Source organism: Mucilaginibacter boryungensis (genome assembly GCF_015221995.1).
Classification (GTDB): domain Bacteria; phylum Bacteroidota; class Bacteroidia; order Sphingobacteriales; family Sphingobacteriaceae; genus Mucilaginibacter; species Mucilaginibacter boryungensis.
On the sequence record NZ_JADFFM010000002.1, the window covers coordinates 422,838 to 446,148 of the forward strand.

The 23,311-nt window shown below is 44.6% G+C and carries 26 protein-coding genes; 17 read left to right on the forward strand and 9 right to left on the reverse strand.

Annotated features, from left to right (window positions below; genetic code table 11):
- Nucleotides 1-305 precede the first annotated feature (305 nt).
- Together IRJ18_RS14655 and IRJ18_RS14660 are read right to left on the reverse strand one after the other, a co-directional pair.
- Nucleotides 306-914: an alpha-ketoglutarate-dependent dioxygenase AlkB family protein gene (locus IRJ18_RS14655; protein WP_194107069.1), complete on the reverse strand. Its 609-nt coding sequence runs from the start codon at nucleotides 912-914 to the stop codon at nucleotides 306-308.
- A 79-nt stretch (nucleotides 915-993) separates the two neighbouring features.
- Nucleotides 994-1,266, reverse strand: coding sequence for a hypothetical protein (locus IRJ18_RS14660; protein WP_194107070.1), 273 nt, complete (start codon nucleotides 1,264-1,266; stop codon nucleotides 994-996).
- A 214-nt stretch (nucleotides 1,267-1,480) separates the two neighbouring features.
- Between IRJ18_RS14660 and IRJ18_RS14665 the strand changes: the two genes are divergently transcribed.
- The 10 genes from IRJ18_RS14665 to IRJ18_RS14710 all read left to right on the forward strand — a co-directional run bounded on the left by IRJ18_RS14665 (nucleotide 1,481) and on the right by IRJ18_RS14710 (nucleotide 13,735).
- Nucleotides 1,481-2,542, forward strand: coding sequence for a substrate-binding domain-containing protein (locus tag IRJ18_RS14665; protein WP_194107071.1), 1,062 nt, complete (start codon nucleotides 1,481-1,483; stop codon nucleotides 2,540-2,542).
- Nucleotides 2,543-2,647: 105 nt separating this feature from the next.
- A complete protein-coding gene (locus IRJ18_RS14670; protein ID WP_194107072.1) occupies nucleotides 2,648-3,313 on the forward strand; it encodes a carbohydrate-binding family 9-like protein in 666 nt (221 codons plus the stop codon).
- Nucleotides 3,310-5,070, forward strand: a complete 1,761-nt coding sequence (locus tag IRJ18_RS14675; RefSeq protein WP_228072876.1) for a beta-N-acetylhexosaminidase — start codon at nucleotides 3,310-3,312, stop codon at nucleotides 5,068-5,070. The genes IRJ18_RS14670 and IRJ18_RS14675 overlap by 4 nt, the downstream gene beginning before the upstream one ends.
- Before the next feature lie 150 nt (nucleotides 5,071-5,220).
- Complete coding sequence (locus IRJ18_RS14680) at nucleotides 5,221-6,519, forward strand: sugar MFS transporter (protein ID WP_194107073.1); 1,299 nt, start codon at nucleotides 5,221-5,223, stop codon at nucleotides 6,517-6,519.
- 271 nt (nucleotides 6,520-6,790) lie between these two features.
- Entirely contained in the window at nucleotides 6,791-9,835 is a 3,045-nt protein-coding gene (locus IRJ18_RS14685) for a SusC/RagA family TonB-linked outer membrane protein (protein WP_194107074.1), read from the forward strand.
- A gap of 10 nt (nucleotides 9,836-9,845) precedes the next feature.
- The gene (locus IRJ18_RS14690) at nucleotides 9,846-11,327 is read left to right on the forward strand and encodes a SusD/RagB family nutrient-binding outer membrane lipoprotein (RefSeq protein WP_194107075.1); all 1,482 of its coding nucleotides are present in this window, start codon (nucleotides 9,846-9,848) and stop codon (nucleotides 11,325-11,327) included.
- A gap of 14 nt (nucleotides 11,328-11,341) precedes the next feature.
- Nucleotides 11,342-11,791: a hypothetical protein gene (locus tag IRJ18_RS14695; protein WP_194107076.1), complete on the forward strand. Its 450-nt coding sequence runs from the start codon at nucleotides 11,342-11,344 to the stop codon at nucleotides 11,789-11,791.
- Nucleotides 11,792-12,019: 228 nt separating this feature from the next.
- A complete protein-coding gene (locus IRJ18_RS14700; RefSeq protein WP_317174091.1) occupies nucleotides 12,020-12,592 on the forward strand; it encodes a Crp/Fnr family transcriptional regulator in 573 nt (190 codons plus the stop codon).
- Nucleotides 12,593-12,653: 61 nt separating this feature from the next.
- A complete protein-coding gene (locus IRJ18_RS14705) occupies nucleotides 12,654-13,103 on the forward strand; it encodes a carboxymuconolactone decarboxylase family protein (protein ID WP_194107077.1) in 450 nt (149 codons plus the stop codon).
- Nucleotides 13,100-13,735 carry an HD domain-containing protein gene (locus IRJ18_RS14710; protein ID WP_194107078.1) on the forward strand — a complete coding sequence of 212 codons (636 nt, stop codon included), beginning with the start codon at nucleotides 13,100-13,102 and terminating at the stop codon, nucleotides 13,733-13,735. Before IRJ18_RS14705 ends, IRJ18_RS14710 begins: the two co-directional genes overlap by 4 nt.
- Before the next feature lie 65 nt (nucleotides 13,736-13,800).
- Here IRJ18_RS14710 and IRJ18_RS14715 read toward each other — a convergent pair whose 3' ends face one another.
- Both IRJ18_RS14715 and IRJ18_RS14720 read right to left on the reverse strand, forming a co-directional pair.
- A complete protein-coding gene (locus IRJ18_RS14715) occupies nucleotides 13,801-14,661 on the reverse strand; it encodes a sigma-70 family RNA polymerase sigma factor (protein ID WP_194107079.1) in 861 nt (286 codons plus the stop codon).
- A 170-nt stretch (nucleotides 14,662-14,831) separates the two neighbouring features.
- The gene (locus tag IRJ18_RS14720) at nucleotides 14,832-15,206 is read right to left on the reverse strand and encodes a hypothetical protein (protein ID WP_194107080.1); all 375 of its coding nucleotides are present in this window, start codon (nucleotides 15,204-15,206) and stop codon (nucleotides 14,832-14,834) included.
- 36 nt (nucleotides 15,207-15,242) lie between these two features.
- Between IRJ18_RS14720 and IRJ18_RS14725 the strand changes: the two genes are divergently transcribed.
- Together IRJ18_RS14725 and IRJ18_RS14730 are read left to right on the forward strand one after the other, a co-directional pair.
- Nucleotides 15,243-15,947: an SDR family NAD(P)-dependent oxidoreductase gene (locus tag IRJ18_RS14725; RefSeq protein WP_194107081.1), complete on the forward strand. Its 705-nt coding sequence runs from the start codon at nucleotides 15,243-15,245 to the stop codon at nucleotides 15,945-15,947.
- Between the two features lies 1 nt (nucleotide 15,948).
- The gene (locus IRJ18_RS14730; RefSeq protein ID WP_194107082.1) at nucleotides 15,949-16,344 is read left to right on the forward strand and encodes a (R)-mandelonitrile lyase; all 396 of its coding nucleotides are present in this window, start codon (nucleotides 15,949-15,951) and stop codon (nucleotides 16,342-16,344) included.
- A gap of 10 nt (nucleotides 16,345-16,354) precedes the next feature.
- Here the strand turns inward: IRJ18_RS14730 and IRJ18_RS14735 are convergent, their stop codons facing one another.
- From IRJ18_RS14735 to IRJ18_RS14750, 4 genes are all read right to left on the reverse strand, one after another.
- Complete coding sequence (locus IRJ18_RS14735; protein ID WP_194107083.1) at nucleotides 16,355-16,603, reverse strand: KTSC domain-containing protein; 249 nt, start codon at nucleotides 16,601-16,603, stop codon at nucleotides 16,355-16,357.
- A gap of 2 nt (nucleotides 16,604-16,605) precedes the next feature.
- The gene (locus tag IRJ18_RS14740; protein WP_194107084.1) at nucleotides 16,606-16,800 is read right to left on the reverse strand and encodes a DUF2188 domain-containing protein; all 195 of its coding nucleotides are present in this window, start codon (nucleotides 16,798-16,800) and stop codon (nucleotides 16,606-16,608) included.
- Between the two features lie 17 nt (nucleotides 16,801-16,817).
- A complete protein-coding gene (locus IRJ18_RS14745; protein WP_194107085.1) occupies nucleotides 16,818-17,006 on the reverse strand; it encodes a hypothetical protein in 189 nt (62 codons plus the stop codon).
- Between the two features lie 153 nt (nucleotides 17,007-17,159).
- Nucleotides 17,160-17,321, reverse strand: a complete 162-nt coding sequence (locus tag IRJ18_RS14750) for a DUF3606 domain-containing protein (protein WP_194107086.1) — start codon at nucleotides 17,319-17,321, stop codon at nucleotides 17,160-17,162.
- 62 nt (nucleotides 17,322-17,383) lie between these two features.
- Here IRJ18_RS14750 and IRJ18_RS14755 point away from each other — a divergent pair, with 62 nt between their 5' ends.
- Nucleotides 17,384-17,827, forward strand: a complete 444-nt coding sequence (locus tag IRJ18_RS14755) for a VOC family protein (protein WP_194107087.1) — start codon at nucleotides 17,384-17,386, stop codon at nucleotides 17,825-17,827.
- Between the two features lie 53 nt (nucleotides 17,828-17,880).
- Nucleotides 17,881-18,267 carry a VOC family protein gene (locus IRJ18_RS14760; protein ID WP_194107088.1) on the forward strand — a complete coding sequence of 129 codons (387 nt, stop codon included), beginning with the start codon at nucleotides 17,881-17,883 and terminating at the stop codon, nucleotides 18,265-18,267.
- Nucleotides 18,268-18,334: 67 nt separating this feature from the next.
- On the opposite strand, the gene IRJ18_RS14765 is transcribed toward IRJ18_RS14760, so the two are convergent.
- Nucleotides 18,335-18,547, reverse strand: a complete 213-nt coding sequence (locus tag IRJ18_RS14765) for a hypothetical protein (RefSeq protein ID WP_194107089.1) — start codon at nucleotides 18,545-18,547, stop codon at nucleotides 18,335-18,337.
- Between the two features lie 362 nt (nucleotides 18,548-18,909).
- Here IRJ18_RS14765 and IRJ18_RS14770 point away from each other — a divergent pair, with 362 nt between their 5' ends.
- From IRJ18_RS14770 to IRJ18_RS14780, 3 genes are read left to right on the forward strand one after another with little or no spacing between them, the layout of a single operon-like run.
- Nucleotides 18,910-19,995 (forward strand): hypothetical protein, encoded by a 1,086-nt coding sequence (locus tag IRJ18_RS14770; protein ID WP_194107090.1) that lies wholly within the window; start codon nucleotides 18,910-18,912, stop codon nucleotides 19,993-19,995.
- On the forward strand, nucleotides 19,983-21,266 hold the full coding sequence (locus tag IRJ18_RS14775; protein ID WP_194107091.1) for a patatin-like phospholipase family protein: 1,284 nt from the start codon (nucleotides 19,983-19,985) through the stop codon (nucleotides 21,264-21,266). The genes IRJ18_RS14770 and IRJ18_RS14775 overlap by 13 nt, the downstream gene beginning before the upstream one ends.
- 12 nt (nucleotides 21,267-21,278) lie before the next feature.
- The gene (locus tag IRJ18_RS14780; RefSeq protein ID WP_194107092.1) at nucleotides 21,279-23,309 is read left to right on the forward strand and encodes a gluzincin family metallopeptidase; all 2,031 of its coding nucleotides are present in this window, start codon (nucleotides 21,279-21,281) and stop codon (nucleotides 23,307-23,309) included.
- The last annotated feature ends 2 nt before the right edge of the window (nucleotides 23,310-23,311 follow it).

A 23,311-nucleotide genomic window follows, 5' to 3' on the forward strand; every position in this document is an offset into this window, starting at 1 on the left:
CATCGGTTACGTACCCGAATGTATAAATTATATTTTATATTAAAAAATCAAATTTTATTTTAATTGGTAATTAAACTAAAAACGCCCGTAGCTTTCATCAAAATGATACCTTATTTAGGGCCATATCTATACACCTGCATATTCAAGTATCTACCTTGATTTGCATTTATTAGTAAGTAAGGAGTAGTAGATTAAAGGCAGTATTGTTTAAAGATAAATGCCAAACTAATGGACATTCTATATAACCTGAATATATATCAGATGGGAAACATGCGGCTGGCTGATACCAGTAAAACCTTCCGAAATCAAATAACTACCCGGAAGGTCAGGTTGACCCTGGCTTTCATTGGCTTAGGAGACTTCGCGATGCGGTGTTCCCAATTTTCCTGCAACCCTGCTTTCATTAACAGGAATGAACCATGTTCCAACCGCACCGAGTAATGTTCACTGTGGTCTGCCTTATTACGAATATCAAAACTGCGTACCTGTCCAAAACTGACCGAAGCAATAATAGGGTTCTTACCCAACACACTTTCTCGGTCGCTGTGCCAGGCTACAGAATCGTTTCCATCGCGATAATAATTCAGTAAAACGCTATTAAATCGTATGCCAGCTACCTGTTCTACTCTGTCTTTTAGCATTAACAATTCGTGTGTCCAGGGATTGGGGTTAGATATTTTGCCGGATATTGAATAATCGGTGCCTGCATCACCGTACCAGGCCGTTAATCGCGGAGTAAGGTATTCTTTCTCCCACATCTTTTGTATGGTCTGTTTCCAGGGTGTTTCGGTAATAAAGGTATGTAATAAACGATCGCTGGTACCCCTGTCAATAAATCCGGCACGGTATTCCAACAGTTCTTTTGGCAATCCTTTACTCTGCCCGGCTTCTGCAAAAAAACTTAGTTGTTCCATTCTCTTATTTTCAGGCTAACTTTTTTACTCTTCAATAATTATTTTTCGGATAGTGTCAGCCGGTAATTAATTATCTTTTTCATATGGTTTCAATATGATGAATGATAAACCTTGCTACTTGCTCCTGTTCAATAACTGCTAAATCGTCGCCATCATATATCCAATAACCCTGCGCGTCAAACAAGATCCGTCCACGGTATTCAGGCTGTTTTTCATAGGCGGTATATAATAAATACGTTATGCCCCCTGTATTATTTTCCAGGTCGGGTATAATCTTAATTATCTCTCCAGTGCCACTTTTATGCCTGATCCAGGCTTTGGCCTCGGTTATGGTATAACTTTGACGGGACATTTTTACTTCCTTAATATTTTTCAAATATAACAAAATGCTAATATTATTAGTATTTGCGATTAATAATTTTTACTAAAGGATTTATACATCCAGTCTTTCGCAGTTCCACTGAAACTTGCATTTTTTTTGACGTTGAAATAATAATACGCAGCTATTACTTTTAAAAATTATTATTTTGCACCCCTTAAATATTCCCGCCCTAATATCATATTAGATGGACAATAAGAACGTTCGTATCAAAGACATCGCTATAAAGGCAAAAGTTTCTACGGGCACTGTTGATCGTGTGTTACATAACCGCGGCCGGGTTTCTGAAAAGGTAAGGGTACGGATTTTAAAGATCATTGAGGAAATGAATTACCAGCCCAACCTGATGGCGAGGGCCCTGGGATCAAACCGGGTTTATCAGTTTGCAGCGCTTATCCCCGATCATCATTACGATTCCTATTGGCTGGCCCCAAAATCGGGGATTGAAAAAGCTGAAACAGAACTAAAGCAATACGGAGTTAAGGTGACCCAGTTTGTTTTTAACCCGTACGATGCCGGGTCTTTTATACAACAAGCCCAAGCAATCAGTGCCCTCTCTCCTGATGGTATTTTATTATCTCCCATTTTTTATCGCGAGGTGTTGCCTTTTTTTGAAGGATGGAAGAATAATAACATTCCGTTTGTATTATTTAATACACAAATTGCTGAATTTGATCCGTTAAGCTATATCGGCCAGGATTCATATCAAAGCGGCTACCTTGCTGGAAAACTGATACATTACGGTCAACCGGAAGCCGGTACAATATTGATTGCACACATTGACGAGGAAATAAGCAATGCAGCTCACTTGATGAAAAAGGAACAAGGCCTGAGAAATTATTTTATCCAAAATTCGCTGCCACAATATAAGATTGTTAAAACCGAACTGAATATTGCTAAATCATCAACCTTTATTAAGCAAATGGACGAGGTAGTGGAAACTATCCCTGATTTGGCGAGCGTGTTTGTTACCACCTCGAAAGCGCACGAAATAGCCAAATATCTTGAACAACGCTTTATCAAGAATGTACGCATCATTGGGTACGATCTGTTACCGCAAAACATACATTTTCTTAATAAGAATATCATTAACTTCCTAATCAATCAAAACCCTCAGGGACAAGGCTATTGGGGCATATATCAACTGGCCGACCACTTAGTATTTAAGAAAGATGTCCCCATGTTAAAATATTTGCCATTGGATATTGTTACAAAAGAAAACCTTAATTATTTCACAGGTCAACAATAATTTTTTTATTCAAAAGTGTGCGCGCACACGCAAATATATTATATTTGTTTGCGTGCATATCGTAATTACAATATAAGCGCCATGCCTAAGGCAATAAGCACCTGAATGAGACAGTTAAATATCCCATTTTTATCAACTATTGATAGTTTAAGCGACCTGTGGGAAGTTTCATTATTAATGGACTTACAAAAGAGACATGCTATTAGCGCCACTCCATGGCCATCGCACCCGTATCAGCCTGAGGTTCATTTTAATATTTCGCATGGGGTTGATTGTATTTTTTTGAAATACTATGTTAAAGAAAATAACATACGTGCACTTCATCGCAAAATCAACTCTCCCGTATATACCGATACCTGTGTAGAATTTTTCATCGGTTTTGGCAATGAAACAGCTTATTATAATTTCGAATTCAATTGCATGGGTACATGCCAGGCTGGCTACGGCGCTAACAGGGAGAACAGGCATTTATTAGCCGAAACCGTTATCCGCAATATCAGTTGCCTTCCCTATCTTAAACACATTACGGGTAATTTTAGCATTTATTGGGAATTAACCTTAATTATCCCATTTGGGGTATTCCAGCATCATAATGTTTCATCGCTGGCCAATACAGTTTGCCGGATGAACTTTTATAAATGCGGCGATGAACTACCGGTCCCACATTATTTAGCCTGGAATACTATCGTATCAAATGAACCTAACTTCCATCTGCCCCAATTTTTTGGTGAGGGCTATTTTACAGATATAACCGATCAATTAAGCGTATGAAAAAGCTATTTATTTTATTCCTTGTTGCCCTGTGCGGGTTAATTGTACAGGCACAAAATTCAATCAGTACTGTATCAAACAATAACTTAAGCCTTATCCCTTACCCTTCAAACCTGCATATTGCCCCTGGTACATTTATAATCAATAGTCAAACCGTTATTATAATTGATGGCAACGGCCTGTCGCCTATCGCCGGGATCATATCAGAGGCTATCAGGCAAAAAACTGGTTTTAAGATCGCTGTAAAAACCGGGGCCGTAAATGTTCGTAATAGCATTCTCTTATCATTAAAAGGCGCAGCCGATACGCTTGGCAATGATGGGTATACAATAGCTGCAACATCAAACTTCATCAAAATAGCAGCGAATAACCCAAAAGGTATATTTTACGCTGCGCAAACACTAGAGCAGCTAATGCCAGTTCGTTCATCGGCTGCACGCATCCCATGTGTAAATATTACAGATAAACCACGGTTCAATTGGCGTGGTTCTATGCTTGATTGCGGCAGGTATTTTTATTCGGTCGATTTTATAAAAAAATATCTCGACCTGATGGCTATGTATAAGTTAAACACATTTCACTGGCATTTAACCGAGGATCATGGCTGGCGGATAGAAATAAAGAAATACCCTAAACTTACCCAGATAGGTGCCTGGCGGGCCGGAACCCAATTTGACCGCTCGCCCAATCAAATAGACAAAAACCCGCATGGAGGTTATTATACCCAGGAACAAATAAAGGAAATTGTAGCCTATGCCGCTGCAAGATACATTAATGTGGTACCCGAAATAGAGATGCCGGGGCACTCTCTGGCAGCCCTGGTGGCTTATCCCGAGCTTTCATGCACTGGCGGGCCGTTTAAAATGCCTGTACAATGGGGAATTCAGAAAGATGTTTACTGTGCCGGCAACGAACAAACATTTAAATTTTTGGAGGATGTGCTTACCGAGATCATACCACTTTTTCCAAGCCCTTATATACATATTGGCGGCGACGAATGCCCTAAAGACCGCTGGAAATTATGCCCTAAGTGCCAGGCCCACATCAAAGCTAAGGGGCTTAAAGATGAGCACGAGTTGCAAAGCTATTTTATAAAGCGCATTGAAGATTTTTTACTCACCAAAAATAAACGCATAATTGGCTGGGATGAGATACTGGAAGGTGGGTTGGCGCCGAATGCTACTGTGATGTCATGGCGGGGCATTGCCGGTGGTATCGCAGCTGCGAAATTGCATCATGATGTGATCATGACCCCATCAAGCTTTATGTATTTTGACTACTACCAGGGAGAACCCTACCAGGAACCTGTAGCTATAGGCGGCTTGCTCACACTACAAAAGGTTTACGATTACAATCCGGTACCCGATTCGCTGCCCGCTACTGAAGCAAAATACATTAAAGGATTGCAAGCCAATATCTGGTCGGAGTATATTCATTCGCCTCAAAAGGTGGAGTACATGGCTTTCCCCCGGCTTGCGGCCATGGCCGAGGTTGCCTGGACTGAACCTGCTTTGAAAAACTGGGAGGATTTCAAGAAACGCATGGAAACTGAATATCAGCGTTATGATCAGTTAGGCATTAATTATTCAAAAAGCGCCTATAACGTGTGGCAGCATGTCAATATTAACAATGGCGCTGATGAAGCTACCATTACCCTGACTACAGACAGCTACAAACCCCAGATCCATTACACTACCGATGGTAGTGAACCTACACTTACCTCACAATTATATACACATATATACACACCCGTTTGAGCGTAAATATCCCGCAATCATCAAATCGGCTAATTTTAGGGGGCAAAAACAGATCAGTCCGGTAAGCTCGACCGCAATAAACCCTCAAAATGCGGCATTTGAAGTAAAGCCGTAATTAACATACCAATATAATTTAGATAAAAGAACACTATGACAACTGCACAACAAACCGGCCGGCCAAATGCAAAAGGCTTGTCACCCATCATCATTATTGGTGCCTTATTTTTTGTTTTTGGTTTTGTTACCTGGGTAAATTCAGTGTTGATCCCTTATCTGAAGATAGCGTGCCAGTTGAACAACTTTGAATCGTATCTGGTGGCGTTTTCATTTTATATTTCATACCTGGTAATGGCCATTCCCTCGGCGCGATTATTAAAACTGACCGGTTTTAAAAATGGTATGGCATGCGGCCTGATAGTTATGGCTGCAGGCGCACTTATTTTTATCCCTGCCGCATTTACACGTGTATATGGACTGTTCCTATTAGGTTTATTTGTGCAGGGTACGGGCCTTGCAGTACTACAAACAGCATCAAACCCGTATATTACCATATTAGGCCCGGCCGAAAGCGCCGCGCGGCGCATCAGCATTATGGGTATTTGTAATAAAGTTGCCGGAGCCATTGCGCCGATCATTCTGGCAGCAATTACATTAAAAAATACCGATGGCCTTACTCAGCGCATAGCACAAATGAACCCCGTGCAAAAAACAGCTGAACTCAATGCACTTTCATCCAGAGTGATATGGCCATATGTATGCATCATTGTTGTATTGGTGATACTTGCATTAATGGTATACCTATCCACTCTTCCAGAGATAGATACGGATAAAGAAGATAGCAGCGGCGCTATTGGCCGTACTGCTAAAACAAGTATATTACAATTCCCGCATTTACTTTTAGGGGTAGCAACCCTGTTTTTGTATACCGGTGTTGAAGTATTAGCCGGAGATACTATCATTAGTTATGGTGCATCACAAGGGATCGCTTTGTCTACCGCCAAGTTTTTTACCACCTGTACATTAATATGTATGATCATTGGTTATATTATTGGCATTATCGGCATACCGAAATACATCAGTCAGGTAAAGGCCCTACAGATATCAGCAATAATAGGGGTCATCTTCTCTATTGTAGCTATTTTTGCACATGGTTATACATCTGTCATGTTCATTGCGCTACTTGGTCTGGCCAATTCGCTTATGTGGCCGGCTATATGGCCCTTGGCTATTAACGGCTTAGGGAAGTTTACCAAAATTGGTTCATCATTACTTATAATGGGAATTGCTGGTGGGGCCATCCTGCCTTTGCTTTATGGCCGCCTGGCTGATGTATTCAACACGCAGCAAGCCTATTGGATATTGGTGCCATCTTATATTTTCATTCTTTATTTTGCTGTATCGGGCCACAAGGTTGGTTTGACCACCCAAGCCTCAAAAAATGCAGAATGAGGAAATTATAAACTGCACACTAAGCCCTTTATATGGACGCTGGTAATCAATGACTTGCCTTCCCAGTACAGATCATTGGATTCGATTTCATTTTGACGTTTGCAAAATGCGTTTTTCTGCATGTTTTTAAATAAAAATTGGCATAAACGTTCATTTTTTAATTAATAATTTATATACCTTTATTATTAGTTTTGCAATTATGCGTTTTTCTGCATGTACGCCTAATTACATTACCTACAAACAACCTATTAATTAACCAAACAACGCAAGTATGAAAAACAGTTTACTGCTCGTTTTCCTGCTGCTTTTTTGCGCTATGCAAAGCCTGGCGCAAAATACAGTCAGCGGGAGGGTTACATCAGCCGAAGACAATACCCCATTGCCTGGTGTCACTGTAAAAGTCAAAGGCACAACTACCGGGGTACAAACCAGTGTAGATGGCACTTACACTATCAAAGCAAGCCAGGGCCAGGTATTAGTATTCTCTTTTGTGGGTACGCAACCTGTTGAGCAAACCGTAACAGGCAGCGGCCCGATCAATGTAAAACTAAAAGCAGATACCAAAAGCCTGAACGAGGTAATTGTAACTGCTTTAGGTATTAAACAAAACAGACGTGGCCTGGGTTATCAGGCACAGCAATTAAATGCTGCAGATATTGCAGAAAGCAATCAAACCAATCCGCTGAACGCCCTTAAAGGCAAGCTGGCTGGGGTGCAGATAACCAGCGATGGTGGCGCGGCCGGCTCTGGTACCAGGATACAGATAAGGGGGATCAATTCATTAAGCCCATCGGCAAATAACCAGCCCTTGTTTGTAATTGATGGTATACCCGTATCAAACAATACCGACCAGTTTGGCGGTGCCAGTGGTGATGGTTTTCAAAATTCAAACCGCTTTTCCGATATCAACCCCGACGATATTGAGACAATGACCGTGTTAAAGGGCCCGGCAGCTTCGGCGCTATATGGTTTACGTGCAGGTAACGGCGCTATCGTTATCACCACAAAATCAGGCAAAGCCGGCAAAACCAGCTTCAACTATAAAACCAGCTTTAGCTTTGATGATGTAACACGTACCCCTCCTATTCAAACTACTTATGGCAACGGTAACCTTGGTGCTAATGCAATTACTTTAAATACCTGGGGGCCTCCTATTGCACCGGGTACCCCTGTGTATAACCCTTATGATCTGTTCTTTAAAACAGGCCATATGCTGCAAAATGCATTTACTACAAGTGGCGGTACTGATAAAATATCTTACTATACATCTTTTGATAATGCCCATCAAAAAGGTGTTGTACCTAATTCTACCTACGATAAAAACTCTTTCCGTATCAATACAAGTTTACGGGCATCGGATAAACTTAAATTTGATGCAACCGCAAACTACATTAATGCCAATTCAACAAACCCACGTACAGGAGTAAGTTCTGGCGCCATTTATTACCTGATGAAACACACCAATACTGTCGATCCGTCAGATTACCTGAATGCCGATGGTACACAAAAAGTATATAATGCCAGTATTGATAATCCCTTCTATTTCGCGCAAAATGCTTATCTGAAAACTAATGTGAACCGTATAATCGGAACTTTAGGTTTCGATTTTACACCTACCAATTGGCTGGACATTAATTATAAAGTAGGTGTAGACCATTACACTGATTTTAGGCAAGCATATATCGAAAAAGGGTTAATCATTAGCCGTTTAGGTTCAATGGACGAGCAGAGGCTGGGCTATAATGAAATCAACTCAAATTTTATAGCCAAAGCAACTAAACAATTTAACAGCAAGTGGTCAGGATCATTACTTGTTGGGCAAGCTTTCACCAATATAAAAAGCTCAAGCTTATCAACAAATGCATCACAAGCTATTGTAGATAAATTCATCAGTATCAATAACTATTCTGTTTATGCGCCGACAGGTTCATCAAGTAAAAGGAATATATTCGGTGTTTTTGGAGAAGCCAATTTAAGTTATAACCGCACGCTTTATTTAGATGTAACCGGGCGTAACGACTGGTCATCAACCCTACCGGAAAGTAACCGTTCATTCTTCTATCCATCGGCAAGCTTATCTTATGTGTTTACAGAAACTTTGGGTATGCAAAACAACCCGATATTCAATTTCGGTAAATTAAGAGTATCGTATGCTGCTGTGGGTAAGGATACTGATCCGTATCAGATTGGGTTATATTATCAAACAGTCCAAGCTTTTAATGGCGTAAGTGGCATCAGGCAGGCAACAACAATTGGTGACTCCAATTTACTGCCAGAACGTAATGCAGGCCCTGAATTTGGTGGTGAATTCCATTTCTTAAATGACAGGATTACTTTGGATGCCAACTATGCTATCACTTACAGTACTAATCAAATTGTACCGGTGCCTACAAGTTTAGCTTCGGGCTTTGATACTTATGTAACTAACTCCGGCAAAATCAGAAATAACTCTATTGAGTTACTATTGAGCGCAACTGTATTTAACAATGATAAATTTAAATGGACAGCAAATGCCAATTGGTCAAGTACAAAAGGCAGCGTATTAACTATGCCTCCGGGTGTAAGTGAAATTGCTTTTCAACCGGCCACGCCCTGGGTAAAAGAGATTATTAAAACCGGTGGCAGGCCAGGCGATTGGTATGGTTGGCCGTATCAGCGTGTTAGTGACCCGAACAGCCCGTACAATGGGCAACTGATCATCGGTTCTGATGGTTTCCCAAGTGTAAATCAAAATCTTGCTGTTAATTACCTGGTTGGTAACGCCTTTCCTGATTGGGTGGGCGGTATAGGCAGTACATTTAGTTATAAAAACTTTACCCTGTCGTTCCAATTCAACTTCCGCAAAGGCGGCGATGTATTTGATATATCCCGATACCAGCGTTACATAACGGGTATTGGCGCTGAGACACAATTTAGAAATGCAGCTGTAGTTTATAAAGGCGTGGTTAATACTGGTACTGCCGCAGCTCCGGTTTATGCTCCCAATACTCAAACAGTTAACATTACACAAAGCTTGTTTAGCAATCTGTACGAGTATGAAGTTGCTACAGAGAACAACGGTTTTCAGGATGCTTCATGGATCAGGTTACAAAATGTTGGCCTGTCATACAGCCTGCCAAAATCAATATTAAGCAGAACGTTTATCAAGTCGGCTACGCTATCTGTAACGGGAAATAATTTATGGGTAAGTACTCCGTTTATTGGTTTTGACCCCGAATCAAGCACCTATGGGGCTGCTTCAAACGCTGTAGGCTATGTGGGCACGGGTATACCTGCAACACGCAGCATATTTATGGCACTTAATGTAAACTTCTAATCTTACTAAAATGACCAGACATACAAAATATTCACTAATAACCGCAACTATATGTTGTGTGTTATCAGCATCATGTAAGAAGGCGTTAGATATTAATACCGACCCTAACAAACTTTCACCAGAGCAGGCTACAATTAACAACCTGTTACCATCTGGCGAGCAGTACCTTGCATCAGCATTTTATGGTGCTTCGCGCTACGGTATTTTTTATACGCAGCAATTAGCGGGCAATGCCAGCTATGCAGCAAATATCGACTCATACAACCCTTATGGCTTTGATGAGCTTTGGAGTTCGGCTTACTTATCTGCCATGCCAAATTACAAAGATATTTTTACCCGTGCAGACGCCGCCGGCGCCCCCCAATATGCAGGTATAGCCCGGTTAATGATGGCGCTAACCTTAATGCAAAGCACTGATGTTTGGGGCGATGTGCCTTATAAAGAAGCTTTCCAGGGAACGGCCAATATTACCCCGCATTATGATACCATGCAGGATATTTATAACACATCCCTTCTTGATCTGCTAAATAAGGCTATCGATAATCTGAATCAGCCTATACCAGCTTTAGCTTCACTAAAAGTTGGCACTACAGACCTGATCTATGCCGGTGATATTACCAAGTGGAAGAAAGCTGCTTATGCCGCCCGCGCAAGGTATTATCTGCATCTGGCAAAGAAAACAGCTGCAGATTATCAATTGGCTATAAATGATGTTAATAATTCATTTACCGATGCGGCCGATTTAAATGGCGCAAATGATCTGCAATTAAAATACAACACCACTCAGCAAAATCCGTGGTTTACAAACGTTTCAAACGTTGCAGCAACCAGCCGTTATGTACGCCCATCAAATTATCTCGTCAATTTAATGAATGGCGATGCAACCGCGGGCTTATATCCCGGGTTGTTAGATCCACGCTTGCCCAAGCTGGTTGATAATGGTGGAAAGCCAACTTATATTGGCCGGCCGGTAGGTACCCAGGATAACGAGCAAGGCGCAAATTTGGCAAATGTTGATATTACTTCAAATACATACTATGGCCAGAATATATCGCCACTGCCAATTATTACCTATGCTGAAATACAGTTTATAAAGGCCGAAGCTTATTTTAATCTAAATGACAAGCCTAACGCATACACAGCATATCTTAATGGTATTAAAGGCAATATGACCAAGCTTGGCGTAACTACCACTGATATGAATACGTACGTTAATAACCCATTGATATCAAAAGGTGCTGCTAACCTCACCTTGTCAGACATTATGCTGCAAAAATATATCGCACTATTTCTGCAAATGGAAACCTGGACAGACATGCGGAGATATCAATATGATACATCGATTTATAAGAACCTGACTAAACCGTTCCGAAATTTGTTACCAGGCGGCCCATGGGTGCAACGTGGAAATTATTCAAACAGTGAATTTGGTGTTAATCCAAACGTTCCGAAGAACTTAGATCAGACAACAAAACTTTGGTTATTTCAATAATTAAAATGAATGTCATGAAATTTAAAATATATCAACTGCTATTTATACCAGTTATAGTAGCAGTAATTGCAACGGGCTGTAAAAAAGTTGCCCCAAATCAATTTTTAAAGGATAATGTGACCATTGTAGGCTATAATCCTGTTATTGCCAGCTTTACCACTACCCCAGCCGGAACCACCACTGCGGTAGCCGGCAGCACTGTTAAGCTGGATCTGCGTTACTGGTCGGATGACCCTATTGATAAGATCAACCTGAATGCGACAGTAGGTAGTGGCGGTAAAGCAAATATCTCAAGTACAGCATATCAAAAAGCGTATTCAACTGTTTCCCGCACCGATTCGTTAAACCTGCAATACCAGGTTCCTGCGGGGACTGCTGTAGGAACAATTATTACTGTAGAGGCGCAAGTTGTCAATAAAAATTCGTTAACAGCCACTTCTACCATTAGCTTAAAAGTGCAGTAACAGCACTTCATAATAATAAGCCCTTGCCTAAAAGCAAGGGCTTATTTATTAACTTATCCCAATACAGCAAGACAGAGCAATACCACCTACCGTTTCACAACAACGTGTGCGCAAGCAATATTTATCAATTTTCATTTGATCCGGTGCTTGTTCATTATTAAGGTCCCGATAGCCAAGGACTCTTCGCACATTGGTTGGTTTCACTTATTAAGTTGTAATTTTGGTATAGTGATACCACAACTGCTAAGTCATATCAGGAAATGTTGCTCGATCCAGGTGGAGAGTGCTTCAATTGAACCATTTTTTGAGCAGAAGCACTATAAGAGAAAAGCCCTTCTGTTAACCGAAGGACAGCACTGCTTTGAAAAGTTCTTTTTAATTAAAGGTTGTGTCCAGTTGTGTTACCTGAAAGAAAACGGAGCGGAGCAAACGATTGATTTTGCCATAGAAAACTGGTGGATTTCTGATTTTACGGCATTTCCTAAAGGCGGTATCGCGCAATTTTCCATTCGGGCCACCGAGGATACTGACGTGTTAAGCATCAGTGCAGACCGGCAATGCCAACTACTTAAACAATTGCCAGAAATAGAGGCCTATTTTCATCTGGTTTTCCAGCGGGCTTATGCCGCGTCTCAAATGCGGTTAAGGTATCTATATGAATTTTCCAAAGAGGAATTATATTTGAATTTCCTTCAGCAATTCCCCGATTTTACCCAACGGGTTCCCCAATACCTGCTGGCTTCTTTCCTGGGTTTCACACCGGAATACCTGAGTGAATTGCGGAAGAAGTTTATTTCTTAAACCAGTTTAAGAACTTCAGGGTTTATGTTTCTCACCTTTGTGTAACATAAATTAATTCGTGATGAAAAAAGTAATTAAACACCGGTTGGATGTATGGGCGGAAGAGCCCCGCTATTGGGAGTTCATGTCGGGAATGGACAAGCGCCTTCAGGAGTCTACCCTAGCAAAAAATCTGATCGATCTGATCAAGATCAGGGTTTCACAGATCAACAAATGTGCCTATTGTATCGATTACCACACCGAGGAAGCATTACAGCATGGCGAGACCGTCCGCCGCATATTTGCTTTGCCTGCCTGGCAGGAAAGCCCGCTGTTCACTGATACCGAACGAGCGGTGCTCGAAGTGGCCGAGGAAATGACGCTGATTTTCCAGCATGGTCTTTCCGATCAGGCGTATGAAAAACTACAGGCATTTTTTACAAAAAAGGAAATTGCCGATATAATGATAGCGATCAGCCATATGAACTTTTTAAACCGCATTGGGGTATCTACTAAAACACAAGCATTATGAAAACAATAGCCGGTATCCAAATACCCGACAGTGCCATGGCCAGCCAGGCCACGGAATTATTGCGCGAACATGGGAGTGAACTGTTATACAACCATAGCTTGCGGGTATTTTTGTTCGCTGCCCACAATGGCCAGCAAAACAAGCTTCAGTACGACGCGGAATTGTTGTATGTGAGCACCATGTTTCATGACCTGGGCCTTACTCCGCATTACCGCAGCGAGGACAAACGTTTCGAAGTGGATGGGGCAAACGCTGCCCGCGATTTTCTGCGTGGCTATGGCGTTTCGCCACAAGCACTTCAATTGGTCTGGGATACTATCGCGCTGCATACCTCGCCGGGTATCGCGGAATATAAAGAACCAGAGGTTGCCTTACTCAATTATGGCGCGGCGCTGGATGTTATCGGCAAGGGCTATGATCAGTTGCCAGACAGCATCCGTGAAGAAATTGTCCGCCAATTCCCGCGCAATGACTTAAAGAAAAAGATGATCGCCACTTTTTTTGACGGGTTTAAACATAAACCCCATACCACCTACGGCAGCATCAACGCCGATATTTGTGCCTGTATGATGCCGGACTACCAGCCAAAAGACTATTGTGAGCTGATCTTGCATTCGCCCTGGGCGGAGTAACGGCGCAGCTTAATTAGTTTTTCGTTAATATCAGATAAACCAACAGCGCAAGAATGGAGGTTTGCTTAATCTAAGTATCCTTTTAATACCCAGGTACGGGAATTAGCCCGCAGCCTGGCCAGTGCTTTGTCTTTTATCTGCCTGACCCGTTCACGCGTAAGCTCGTATTTATCCCCGATCTCTTCCAGGCTGTGGGCCTGACCATCGCCCAGACCGAAAAATAGGGTTAAAACATCTCTTTCTTTTTCGCCCAGTACCCGTAAGCTTTCCGCAACCTCGGTAGATAAAGATTCGGTCATCAGTGCTTTGTCCGTTCCAGGTTCGGGGCTTTGCAGCACATCCAGTAAAGTGTTATCTTCTTCACTCGAAAAGGGCGAATCATAGGAAATATGCCGGCCGGAATGGCCCAACACATCGCTTACCTTTTCCACGGTGATCTCCAGGCTTTCAGCCAACTCTTCCGGTGTTGGCTGCCGTTCATACTGCTGTTCTAAAGCTGATGCGGCTTTGGCAATTTTGGAGAGGTCCCCAACTTTGTTTAAAGGTAGCCGGATCATACGTGATTGCTCATTAATGGCCGACAGGATGGATTGCCGGATCCACCATACAGCGTAGGATATAAACTTGAAACCTTTGGTTTCGTCAAAGCGCTTGGCGGCTTTAACAAGTCCCACATTGCCTTCATTGATCAGATCGCCCAGGGTCAGCCCCGAGCTTTGGTATTGTTTCGCTACCGATACTACGAATCTTAGGTTCGCAGTTGTTAGCCGCTCTAAAGCGGCCTGGTCGCCTTCACGGATTTTTTGCGTTAAGATCACCTCTTCCTGCGGAGTAATCATCGGGATCTTTGCGATATCTGACAAATATTGATTCAACGACGCGGTTTCCCGATTGGTGATCGACTCACTTATTTTAAGTTGCCTCATGTATGTAAATGTTAAATGTGAATGCTAAAGATCTGGTGCCTTAGTATACGCGATGAGCAAAATAGTTCTCAGAGAGATTACAGTGAATACTGGTGCTTGCGGGAGAAGGTGCTGTAAATCTTTAACATACAAAGATAAGCACAAGAGCAAAAAATAATGTTATTTGGATGTCAGGAAGTGAGCTGCACAGCTTTCGCGGTAGCCTTGCCGATCCTTTTATCCCGGCGGCCAATCAATTCGCAAAGGTTAATAGCGGCTTCTTCAAAATCTTCGTGGCCGTCTTTAAGCAAAAGCCAGTTGGGTTCGGTAACGTGATCCTCAAATTCAAAATCGGTAAGCGCAGGGATTGCTGCTTTCAGGCTGGTGTGGTCTTCGCGCTGGGTGGCGATCCAGATGCCATTGTGTTGCGGGTTTTTATTGACCTTGCGGAAAATAAGGACGATCTTGCCCTCAAAATAAATATAATACATGCCGATAGCGGGTTTAATGACCACTTTAGCGGGCAGGTAATCCAGCAGAAAATCAAAAGGCATGGGTTTTTTCATCACAACAAAGATAATTTAGCTTTGTTGTAAAATACAATGGCAAAGATATTTATCACTGGTTCCGCAGATGGTTTGGGCCAGCTGGCGGCTAAGGAATTAATAAAACAGGGACACGACGTAGTGCTGCATGCCCGAAATGAAAAACGTGGAGAGGAAGCGTTGCAACAAGTGCCAGGCGCAAAGGATGTGCTTATAGCAGACTTAGCTGATATGGGCGCGGTTAAAGAGTTGGCAGCAAAGGCCAACGCACTGGCAACTTTTGATGCGGTAATCCATAATGCCGGCGTTTACCAGGTGCCTTCCTCGCAATTATTGGCGGTGAATACATTGGCGCCATATGTGCTGACAGGGTTGATGCATCATCCTAAACGACTGATCTATCTGAGTTCGGGAATGCATACAGGCGGGCATTTTAAACCGGATTTTAAAACGGTTAATTATTCTGATACCAAGCTGCACATAGTATTATTAGCTAAAGCGGTAGCACGGCTATGGCCGGATGTGCAATCAAATGCAGTTGATCCGGGATGGGTGCCGACCAAAATGGGCGGCGCAGGTGCGCCGGATGATTTGCGCCAGGGCTACGAAACTCAGGTTTGGCTGGCTACACATGATGGGCCAAGTGGCAAATATTTTTTTCACAGACAAGAAAAAAGAAACAATCCCGAAGCCGACGATACGAATTTACAGGACCGTTTTTTAGCGACTTGTGCAGAACTGACGGGAATCAAATTCAACTAACATGGAAATTACAAGAATAGCAAGCAAACCTTCAATGAAAGGCCCAGCCGAATGGTTTACCGGTGCCGTCAGGATCGATCCTTTATTCGATGCGAATGGAAGCAGGCGCGGCGCATCTGCAACTGTGACCTTTGAACCGGGCGCGAGAACCGCCTGGCATACACACCCGCTTGGACAAACACTTATCATTATAAGCGGGCTGGGCTGGGTACAGCGCGAGGGCGGGTCGGTGGAAGAAGTGCGCCCTGGCGATGTAGTGTGGTTCGAACCAAATGAAAGGCATTGGCATGGCGCTTCGGCAACCAACGCGATGAGCCATATTGCCATTCAGGAAAACCTGAATGGCAAGGTCGTGGACTGGATGGAGCAGGTTACCGAGGAGCAGTACCAGCATTAACAAGACATTCTTACGGCCGCCTTTTCGGTTGATCTTCAAATAAATTCGTTTGGTTTAAACCCGGCGTTGCTTCCTCAAACGGATATTTGCCTTTGATGTGCCGGTTGAACCAAATGCCCTTGACCATGGTGGAGCGCATTTCCCTAAAGACCTTTTCGGGCACATTAAGGTAATGATAGACCTTGCCGGAATGATAGATAATCTCCAGGGTTTCACTGGCGGCATCGTAACTATATTTTTTGATAACGGCCGAGGGCATGGTCACTTTTCATTTTCCGGTATTTCGTCCGGATGTTCTTCAAAATACTGCCGTGCACGCTTTAATCCCGTGGCAATAGCAATGCCTTCATCGCCGCTTTCTTTGATAATCTCATTGGCGATCTCTACCGCCTTTTCACGCAGATAGACCGGCTGGTTCTTATAAGATGGCGGGTAATCGCCGTTGTACCAGGGCATAAATCCTCCTTTTTTATTTATGGCGCACCTTGCAATTCACGGTTGCTGTCGGCTGGCTTGTCATGTTTAGCCGCATCGGTATCACGCGGAATTCCAGCAGTAGCGTCATCACCTTGTTGTTCGATCGCTTGGTTTACTTCATTGCCGCTTTCTAAGTCATCACCGATCTCATCGGTTTGTTCTTTATTTTTTTCTGGTATGTTCATTAGCTATATGATTTGCCACTGGTTTTTCTTACTGTACGGCGTGTACTGTTCATATACCTGCGGCCATTTTCCCGTTTAAAAGAAGCGCAGCTAAGCCAGGTTCGCTGCCACATCTTTACGCTGATCGGCATCGCCCTCTTTACAAATGACCGGCTATTTCACTTTCTTTTCAATGGCGGCGCGCTGGTTGCCTACCGATTTCTTGGCTTCTTTGATGGCTTTAGCACTGGTGCCTTCTTTATGCGCTTCGTATTTGATCTCGTGGGGCTGATCCGAAACGGAATTCCTTTCCACTTTACTTCCTCTTGTACTCATAGGTCAATATATTTGTTATTAATAATTAGTTAATAGTTAACAAATTTTATTCCAACTAGTTTATGGCATCAAGCGAATTATTAAGAATGGACAATATGGGGATTGTAGTGGAATCCCTGGATAAAGCGATTGCTTTTTTTACCGAGATCGGCCTGAAGCTGGAGGGACGGATGGTCGTCGAAGGTAAATGGGCCGGCCGGATCACAGGCCTCCCTGACCAGCGGGTAGAAATTGCGATGATGGTGACGCCGGACGGAAATAGCCGTTTAGAGTTATCGCGTTTTCTCGATCCCGGGGTCATTGAGGATCACCGCAATGCACCAGTCAATGCGTTTGGTTATTTGCGGGCTATGTTTGCAGTGACGAATATTGATGAACTGGTGAAGCGGTTACAAAAACAGGGCGCAACGCTGGTTGGCGAGATTGTACAATATGAAAATGCCTATCGGCTTTGTTATATCAGAGGTGCCGAAGGACTGTTGGTGGGTTTAGCCCAATCGCTTTAACGCAGGCACCCTTTGGGGTAATTATTGCTTACATTTATGAAAAGGCTAAATTGATGAATGTAAATTATTGTATGCCGGTGATCCCGAGCGCAGACCTTGAGAAAAGCCTAAGGTTCTGGACGGAAGGTTTGGGCCTGGCCGCAGACCGGGAAATGCGCGAAGACGGTCGCCTGGTTGGTTGTATGGTGCACAGAGAAGCTATGTTCTTTTGGTTGAACCAACGGGCGGGGGAGCCTGTTCCGGAGCACTGCGAGGGTGTGCGATTTTACTGGACGCCAGATGATCTGTTGGGCATACACCGGCATTTGAAAAATTTGGGTTATGGGGTGTCTGAAATTGTAGCGCAGGATTATGGTCAATCCGAATTCTTTTTGGTTGATGATGATGGCTACAGCCATTGTTTTGGTATGGCGACCAATGAATTACCAAAAAATGAATGATAATTAAAAAGACGGCGATCAGGTCATTCTCTGATGCAAGCGGTCATATAATGATATCGCGGGGCGATCATGCTAAATTTGGGTTTATCAAATTTAATTGTTCCAATACTTCGCCCTCATAGCCCTGAGCGGTGACGAGGCTGATGACCGCGTCTGTACAGATCAACAGGCCTTTGCCGAAGCACCTTTTCTGATCCTCCAGGTCAAAGTTGATCTCCACTAAAGGAAATTGTACGGCGAGGACTTTGAGCAGGGTTTTAGCCTTTTTGTTGCCGGACATGGCCAGGAAGATATCGGCTGGTAAGCTGGAAAAAATAAAGTATCGGTGTTTTGTTGGTCAGGCCATTGCTGCTGTAATTCCTTTTGCCAGTAAAGGCATGTTTCATTAATGGCTTTACTCTCAAAAGGCAGCTGCCGGAATTGGGGTGCTGGTAAGCCAGCTAACTTCTTTAAATTGTCTTGCTGCTGGCAGAGCCAGTTCTGGAGATGCGTTGGTAGGCTTGCATAATTTCGGTCTGTTATTCTTCGAAGGTCAACGATAAAATAAAAAATATCATTTTTTGTACATCGTATATTATTATTACTTATTTTTATCATAACAAGTTGTAACAACCTTATTAACACATACCTAAACCTGATATCATGGCAAATGACACGGGGCAACCCGATGTTCCACAACTGAGCTCCACGGAGCAGACAGGCGCGGTCGCGATCGTGCTGGGGACTTTTATTTTTTTATTGTTCATCATATTTGCCTGGTGGCCCGCCGATCCCGGGTTAGACCGGAACGCCTCCTTTGTCAATCGTCCGTTCCACGTACGGCCGGTCAGCGCTCCTGCAACGACTGCGGGCACTGCAGAGGCCGATGCGGCCCAGAAAAAACTTGCGGTACTGACAGTTGAGATCACCAAACTGGGTAAACCCACCGATACGGTCGCTAAGAAAACGTTGGAAGCAGACCTTAAGCTACAGAAAGAATTACAGGATAATTTGACCAAACTAAAAGAAAAAGCGGCTGCTATGAAATTGGTGGGCGTCAAACCGCATTGCACCATACAGTTGGGTAATTTGCTGTTGATCCTGGTGGCAGCCTTTGGTTTTTTGGGTAATATGATCCATGTCAGTCGTTCACTGACCTATTATATCGGAATGAAGCTGTTCCAGCGGAGCTGGATCGCCTGGTATTTTATCAAGCCCTTCATGGCTGCCGGGTTGGCGCTCATCGTTTATTTAGCGACCAATAGTTCGGTACCGGCTGCCGGTACCCCGGTCAATCTGTTTACCATCATGCTGACCGCAGGGTTGACCGGGCTGTTCACCGATGTCGCACTGCAAAAGTTAAAGATCGTTTTCGACGCTCTTGTTTTCGGCGGTCCGAATCCGACCGGGACCCCGCCGGGCGACGGCAAAGGAGGCGGTGCTGGCGGCAATGGCGGCCCTAACCCCAATGGTGATCCTGCGGCCAAGAAAGTTTCGGTCGACATGAGTAAGGTCGTTCCGGTCAAGATTGATCCGAAAGCGGTTAACCATGTCAAGATACCAGGCGCGAACCTGGATCCGAAAACGATCGTGGTGACCATCAATGACGAGGTGGTCGCCAAGCCCAGGGTGACCGCTGCGGACATCAGTTTTGATTACCAGCCAACTGATGCGGCGCTGACGAAGTTCGTTTTGAAAGTGACGGACGGTACCCCCAATTTAAAGGAGGAAAAAACATGGGGAGTTTAAGGTTCGGTATCGCGCTTTCGGGCGGGGGGTATAGAGCGGCGGGGTTTCATCTCGGGACGCTTCGCAAAGTGAACGAGCTGGGTTTATTGTCAAAAGTTGATGTCTTGTCGACGATCTCAGGTGGTTCGATCACCGGGGCCGTATTTTGTATGACTGACCAGCCTTATGCCGAATTCGAGGCGGAGATGATCGAAGCGCTTTCCACGAAAAGCGTGATAGGTTATGCCTTGCGTTCCTGGGAATTTGTCCGGACGGTACTGCTGGCCTTGCTGTTCATTGTTGCCTCGGTCGCTTTGAGTTTTACACATTGGGCACCTTTGGCGGCCGTTCCGATCTTTCTGCTGATTTATATTTTGGTGCGTTTCCAGTTCCGTTTATTCCCGGCAGGGAAAGTAATAGAACGTGCTTACGACGCGTATTTCTATCATGGTGCCAAATTGCCTGCGCTGAGCTTCGGGCCGAAGATCGCCATCGGTTCGACCAACTTACAGAGCGCCCGGCCATTTACGTTCTCCAATGATTATATGGGCGATTCCTTTTATACCAAAGCAGAACCGCCGGTTCTTTTTGTGAACAATGGTTTCCCGGTCGCCCGAGCGGTCATGGCCTCCTCCTGCGTGCCTTTCGCTTTTACGCCGGTGTCTATCGCCCCGGAATTTTTTGCGGATCAGGAACAGACAAAAAGGATCGATCCCAAGCTGGTCGATGGCGGGGTGTTCGATAACCAGGGGGTGCATAAACTGACCCAGGAAAAATCCCGTTTCAATTGTGATATCGTACTGGTGAGCGATGCAGGGAACAAATTGCCTTTCGAACGTGCCTATAACAATACCTTTACCCTGCTACTGCGTACAGTGGATGTCTTTATGGCACGGATCAAGAACGTGCAGATAACACAGAACATTTATCAGAATGCCAGCGGGAAAGACATCGCTTATGTTTCTTTGGGGTGGGGCTTGGATAAGCTGGTCAGCGGCTTTGTAGACAATATGATCGGCGGCAAGATCACAGACGCCTTGACGACGGCACATCGTTTGCCTGCTGCCTGGGTCGCCGATCCAAAAATCTTTCGGCCAGAGATTACGGCACAGCTGGAGGCTAATTGCCGTTTTGCCGATGCTATCCCTTTGGGTGCAGATCGGCTGGAAGCGATCCGGCAAATCGGCACGAACCTCACCTGTTTGAATAAAACCTTGATCGAGGATATGATCAGCCATTCGGCGGCGATGACCGAAATCCAGTTACGATTGTACTGCCCCTCTCTATTTTAATAGTTGAAGCCCATGAGCAATAGCGCACCTTACCTGATCCGCAAACCTGACCACCGCAAACTGCGGGGTTATGCCTTCGACCCTTCCCTATCTTTAAAGATGGACACGGTCGTGATCAACGAGATCGTTTACAAAGTTTACTGGGAAGAAGGGCTGGAAACAGGGCCTTCAGGCGAATATTTGGAGGTCGTGGATTATGACCCTTCAACCGGGAAATTTTATACGGGAGTCGATCTCAACCATCCGCATATCCTGGCGTCCGATGGTTTGGATACGAGTGAAAGCAACCCGATGTTCCACCAGCAAATGGTGTATGCCGTTGCGATGACAACCATACAGAATTTTGAAAAAGCTTTAGGCAGGCGGGCGATGTGGAGCAATCGTAAAATCGATAATGAAAAAGGGGCCTATTATAATCAATTCGTCGAAAAACTGCGGATCTACCCGCATGCTTTGCGGGAGGCGAACGCTTATTACAGTCCGCAGAAAAAGGCTTTGTTGTTCGGTTATTTTTCAGCGAGTCCGGACGATGTAACCCTGCAGATGCCGGGATCGCTGGTCTTTACCTGCCTGAGCCATGATATCGTCGCGCACGAGACCAGTCATGCTTTGCTGGATGGGATGCACAGCAGTTATACAACACCGGCCAACCCGGATATGCTGGCCTTTCATGAAGCATTCGCGGATATTGTCGCCCTTTTCCAGCATTTTACTTTTCCCGACGTGCTCAAGCACCAGATCCGCAAAACCCGAGGTGACCTGGAAAGTCAGAATTTACTGGGCGAACTGGCGCAGGAATTTGGCAAGGCGATCGGCCATTATGGCGCGCTGCGGGATGCGATCGGCGGTATCGACCCGGTGACCCGACAGTGGAAGCCGCAGGTACCTGACCCGACGGCTTATACCAGTACGTTCGAACCGCATGACCGGGGCAGCATTTTGGTGGCGGCCATCTTCGAAGCGTTCTTATCCATCTATAAAAACCGCATCGCTGACCTGCTGCGGATCTACACCGGCGGAACGGGTATTTTACCGGAGGGGCAGATCCATCCGGATCTGGTGGACCGTTTGGCGGACGAAGCGGCCAAGACCTCCGGGCATGTCCTGCGGATGTGTATCCGGGCGCTGGATTACTGCCCGCCAACCGATCTGAACTTCGGTGATTATCTGCGCGCACTGATCACAGCGGATGTGGACAGTATCCGGGAAGATACACGGGGCTACAGGCTGGCCTTTATCGATGCTTTCCGCAAACGGGGCATCTACCCTACCGGAATCAAGACCCTTTCAGTCGAAAGCTTGTTGTACAAAGCAGAGAATATACCCACACTCAATTCCTCATTTGATATTCTGGGTGTCTTTTTACGGGAATTTCGGGAAGCAGTTTACTATACGGATAACCGTTCTAAGATATTCGAGATCACCAATGCTTTTATCGCTGGCGGCGACACGGGTAATGGCAGGATCATGGGTTTACATCAAAGGATTACGACTAAATTCGACGGTTCCGCGGAGTTCGAAAAGCTTACTGGCCTGGTTTTTACCGATGGCTGGCAAGCTTTGGGCATCAAAACATCGAAGGCGCACGGGTTTGAAGCGCCTTCGTTCAGTATTGATAGCCTTAAACTGGCGAACCGGGTCGGCCCCGATGGCAAGATTATTAACCAGATCGTCCTTACCATGATCCAGCGCAGCGTCGTGCGTTTTAGCTTCAAAAATCCGGATGACTGGGATTCGGTAACCTTCGCGGGTGTCGATCCGCAGCCTGCGGCCCCCTTTCCGGAGCATTGTTTCGAGTTCCGGGGGTCCTGCACACTGATCTTTGACCTGGATACCTTGAAGTTAAAGTATGTGATCAGTAAACCGCTGATCGACCTGTCGCAAATGGCGCACGGGGTCAAGGCGCTGAACGAGGACCGATTAAAAAAGCAGTTCCGATTCATGTGCAACGAAGATAATTTCAATGCTTTCAGTTTATACTTCGGCGATGCTTTCCAAAGCTCGCCGGCCGAGCCATTCGCCCTTATCCACCAAAGCTGCTAATT

What these genes read in the sequence shown, in the direction of transcription:
- IRJ18_RS14715 (WP_194107079.1), bottom strand. Translation starts at nt 14,661, where the DNA reads ATGAGGCAACTTAAAATAAGTGAGTCGATCACCAATCGGGAAACCGCG.
- IRJ18_RS14705 (WP_194107077.1), top strand. Translation starts at nt 12,654, where the DNA reads ATGAAAAAAGTAATTAAACACCGGTTGGATGTATGGGCGGAAGAGCCC.
- IRJ18_RS14710 (WP_194107078.1), top strand. Translation starts at nt 13,100, where the DNA reads ATGAAAACAATAGCCGGTATCCAAATACCCGACAGTGCCATGGCCAGC.
- IRJ18_RS14655 (WP_194107069.1), bottom strand. Translation starts at nt 914, where the DNA reads ATGGAACAACTAAGTTTTTTTGCAGAAGCCGGGCAGAGTAAAGGATTG.
- IRJ18_RS14685 (WP_194107074.1), top strand. Translation starts at nt 6,791, where the DNA reads ATGAAAAACAGTTTACTGCTCGTTTTCCTGCTGCTTTTTTGCGCTATG.
- IRJ18_RS14775 (WP_194107091.1), top strand. Translation starts at nt 19,983, where the DNA reads ATGGGGAGTTTAAGGTTCGGTATCGCGCTTTCGGGCGGGGGGTATAGA.
- IRJ18_RS14665 (WP_194107071.1), top strand. Translation starts at nt 1,481, where the DNA reads ATGGACAATAAGAACGTTCGTATCAAAGACATCGCTATAAAGGCAAAA.
- IRJ18_RS14750 (WP_194107086.1), bottom strand. Translation starts at nt 17,321, where the DNA reads ATGAGTACAAGAGGAAGTAAAGTGGAAAGGAATTCCGTTTCGGATCAG.
- IRJ18_RS14760 (WP_194107088.1), top strand. Translation starts at nt 17,881, where the DNA reads ATGAATGTAAATTATTGTATGCCGGTGATCCCGAGCGCAGACCTTGAG.
- IRJ18_RS14755 (WP_194107087.1), top strand. Translation starts at nt 17,384, where the DNA reads ATGGCATCAAGCGAATTATTAAGAATGGACAATATGGGGATTGTAGTG.
- IRJ18_RS14695 (WP_194107076.1), top strand. Translation starts at nt 11,342, where the DNA reads ATGAAATTTAAAATATATCAACTGCTATTTATACCAGTTATAGTAGCA.
- IRJ18_RS14675 (WP_228072876.1), top strand. Translation starts at nt 3,310, where the DNA reads ATGAAAAAGCTATTTATTTTATTCCTTGTTGCCCTGTGCGGGTTAATT.
- IRJ18_RS14770 (WP_194107090.1), top strand. Translation starts at nt 18,910, where the DNA reads ATGGCAAATGACACGGGGCAACCCGATGTTCCACAACTGAGCTCCACG.
- IRJ18_RS14730 (WP_194107082.1), top strand. Translation starts at nt 15,949, where the DNA reads ATGGAAATTACAAGAATAGCAAGCAAACCTTCAATGAAAGGCCCAGCC.
- IRJ18_RS14740 (WP_194107084.1), bottom strand. Translation starts at nt 16,800, where the DNA reads ATGCCCTGGTACAACGGCGATTACCCGCCATCTTATAAGAACCAGCCG.
- IRJ18_RS14735 (WP_194107083.1), bottom strand. Translation starts at nt 16,603, where the DNA reads ATGCCCTCGGCCGTTATCAAAAAATATAGTTACGATGCCGCCAGTGAA.
- IRJ18_RS14780 (WP_194107092.1), top strand. Translation starts at nt 21,279, where the DNA reads ATGAGCAATAGCGCACCTTACCTGATCCGCAAACCTGACCACCGCAAA.
- IRJ18_RS14765 (WP_194107089.1), bottom strand. Translation starts at nt 18,547, where the DNA reads ATGTCCGGCAACAAAAAGGCTAAAACCCTGCTCAAAGTCCTCGCCGTA.
- IRJ18_RS14745 (WP_194107085.1), bottom strand. Translation starts at nt 17,006, where the DNA reads ATGAACATACCAGAAAAAAATAAAGAACAAACCGATGAGATCGGTGAT.
- IRJ18_RS14725 (WP_194107081.1), top strand. Translation starts at nt 15,243, where the DNA reads ATGGCAAAGATATTTATCACTGGTTCCGCAGATGGTTTGGGCCAGCTG.
- IRJ18_RS14680 (WP_194107073.1), top strand. Translation starts at nt 5,221, where the DNA reads ATGACAACTGCACAACAAACCGGCCGGCCAAATGCAAAAGGCTTGTCA.
- IRJ18_RS14670 (WP_194107072.1), top strand. Translation starts at nt 2,648, where the DNA reads ATGAGACAGTTAAATATCCCATTTTTATCAACTATTGATAGTTTAAGC.
- IRJ18_RS14720 (WP_194107080.1), bottom strand. Translation starts at nt 15,206, where the DNA reads ATGAAAAAACCCATGCCTTTTGATTTTCTGCTGGATTACCTGCCCGCT.
- IRJ18_RS14690 (WP_194107075.1), top strand. Translation starts at nt 9,846, where the DNA reads ATGACCAGACATACAAAATATTCACTAATAACCGCAACTATATGTTGT.
- IRJ18_RS14660 (WP_194107070.1), bottom strand. Translation starts at nt 1,266, where the DNA reads ATGTCCCGTCAAAGTTATACCATAACCGAGGCCAAAGCCTGGATCAGG.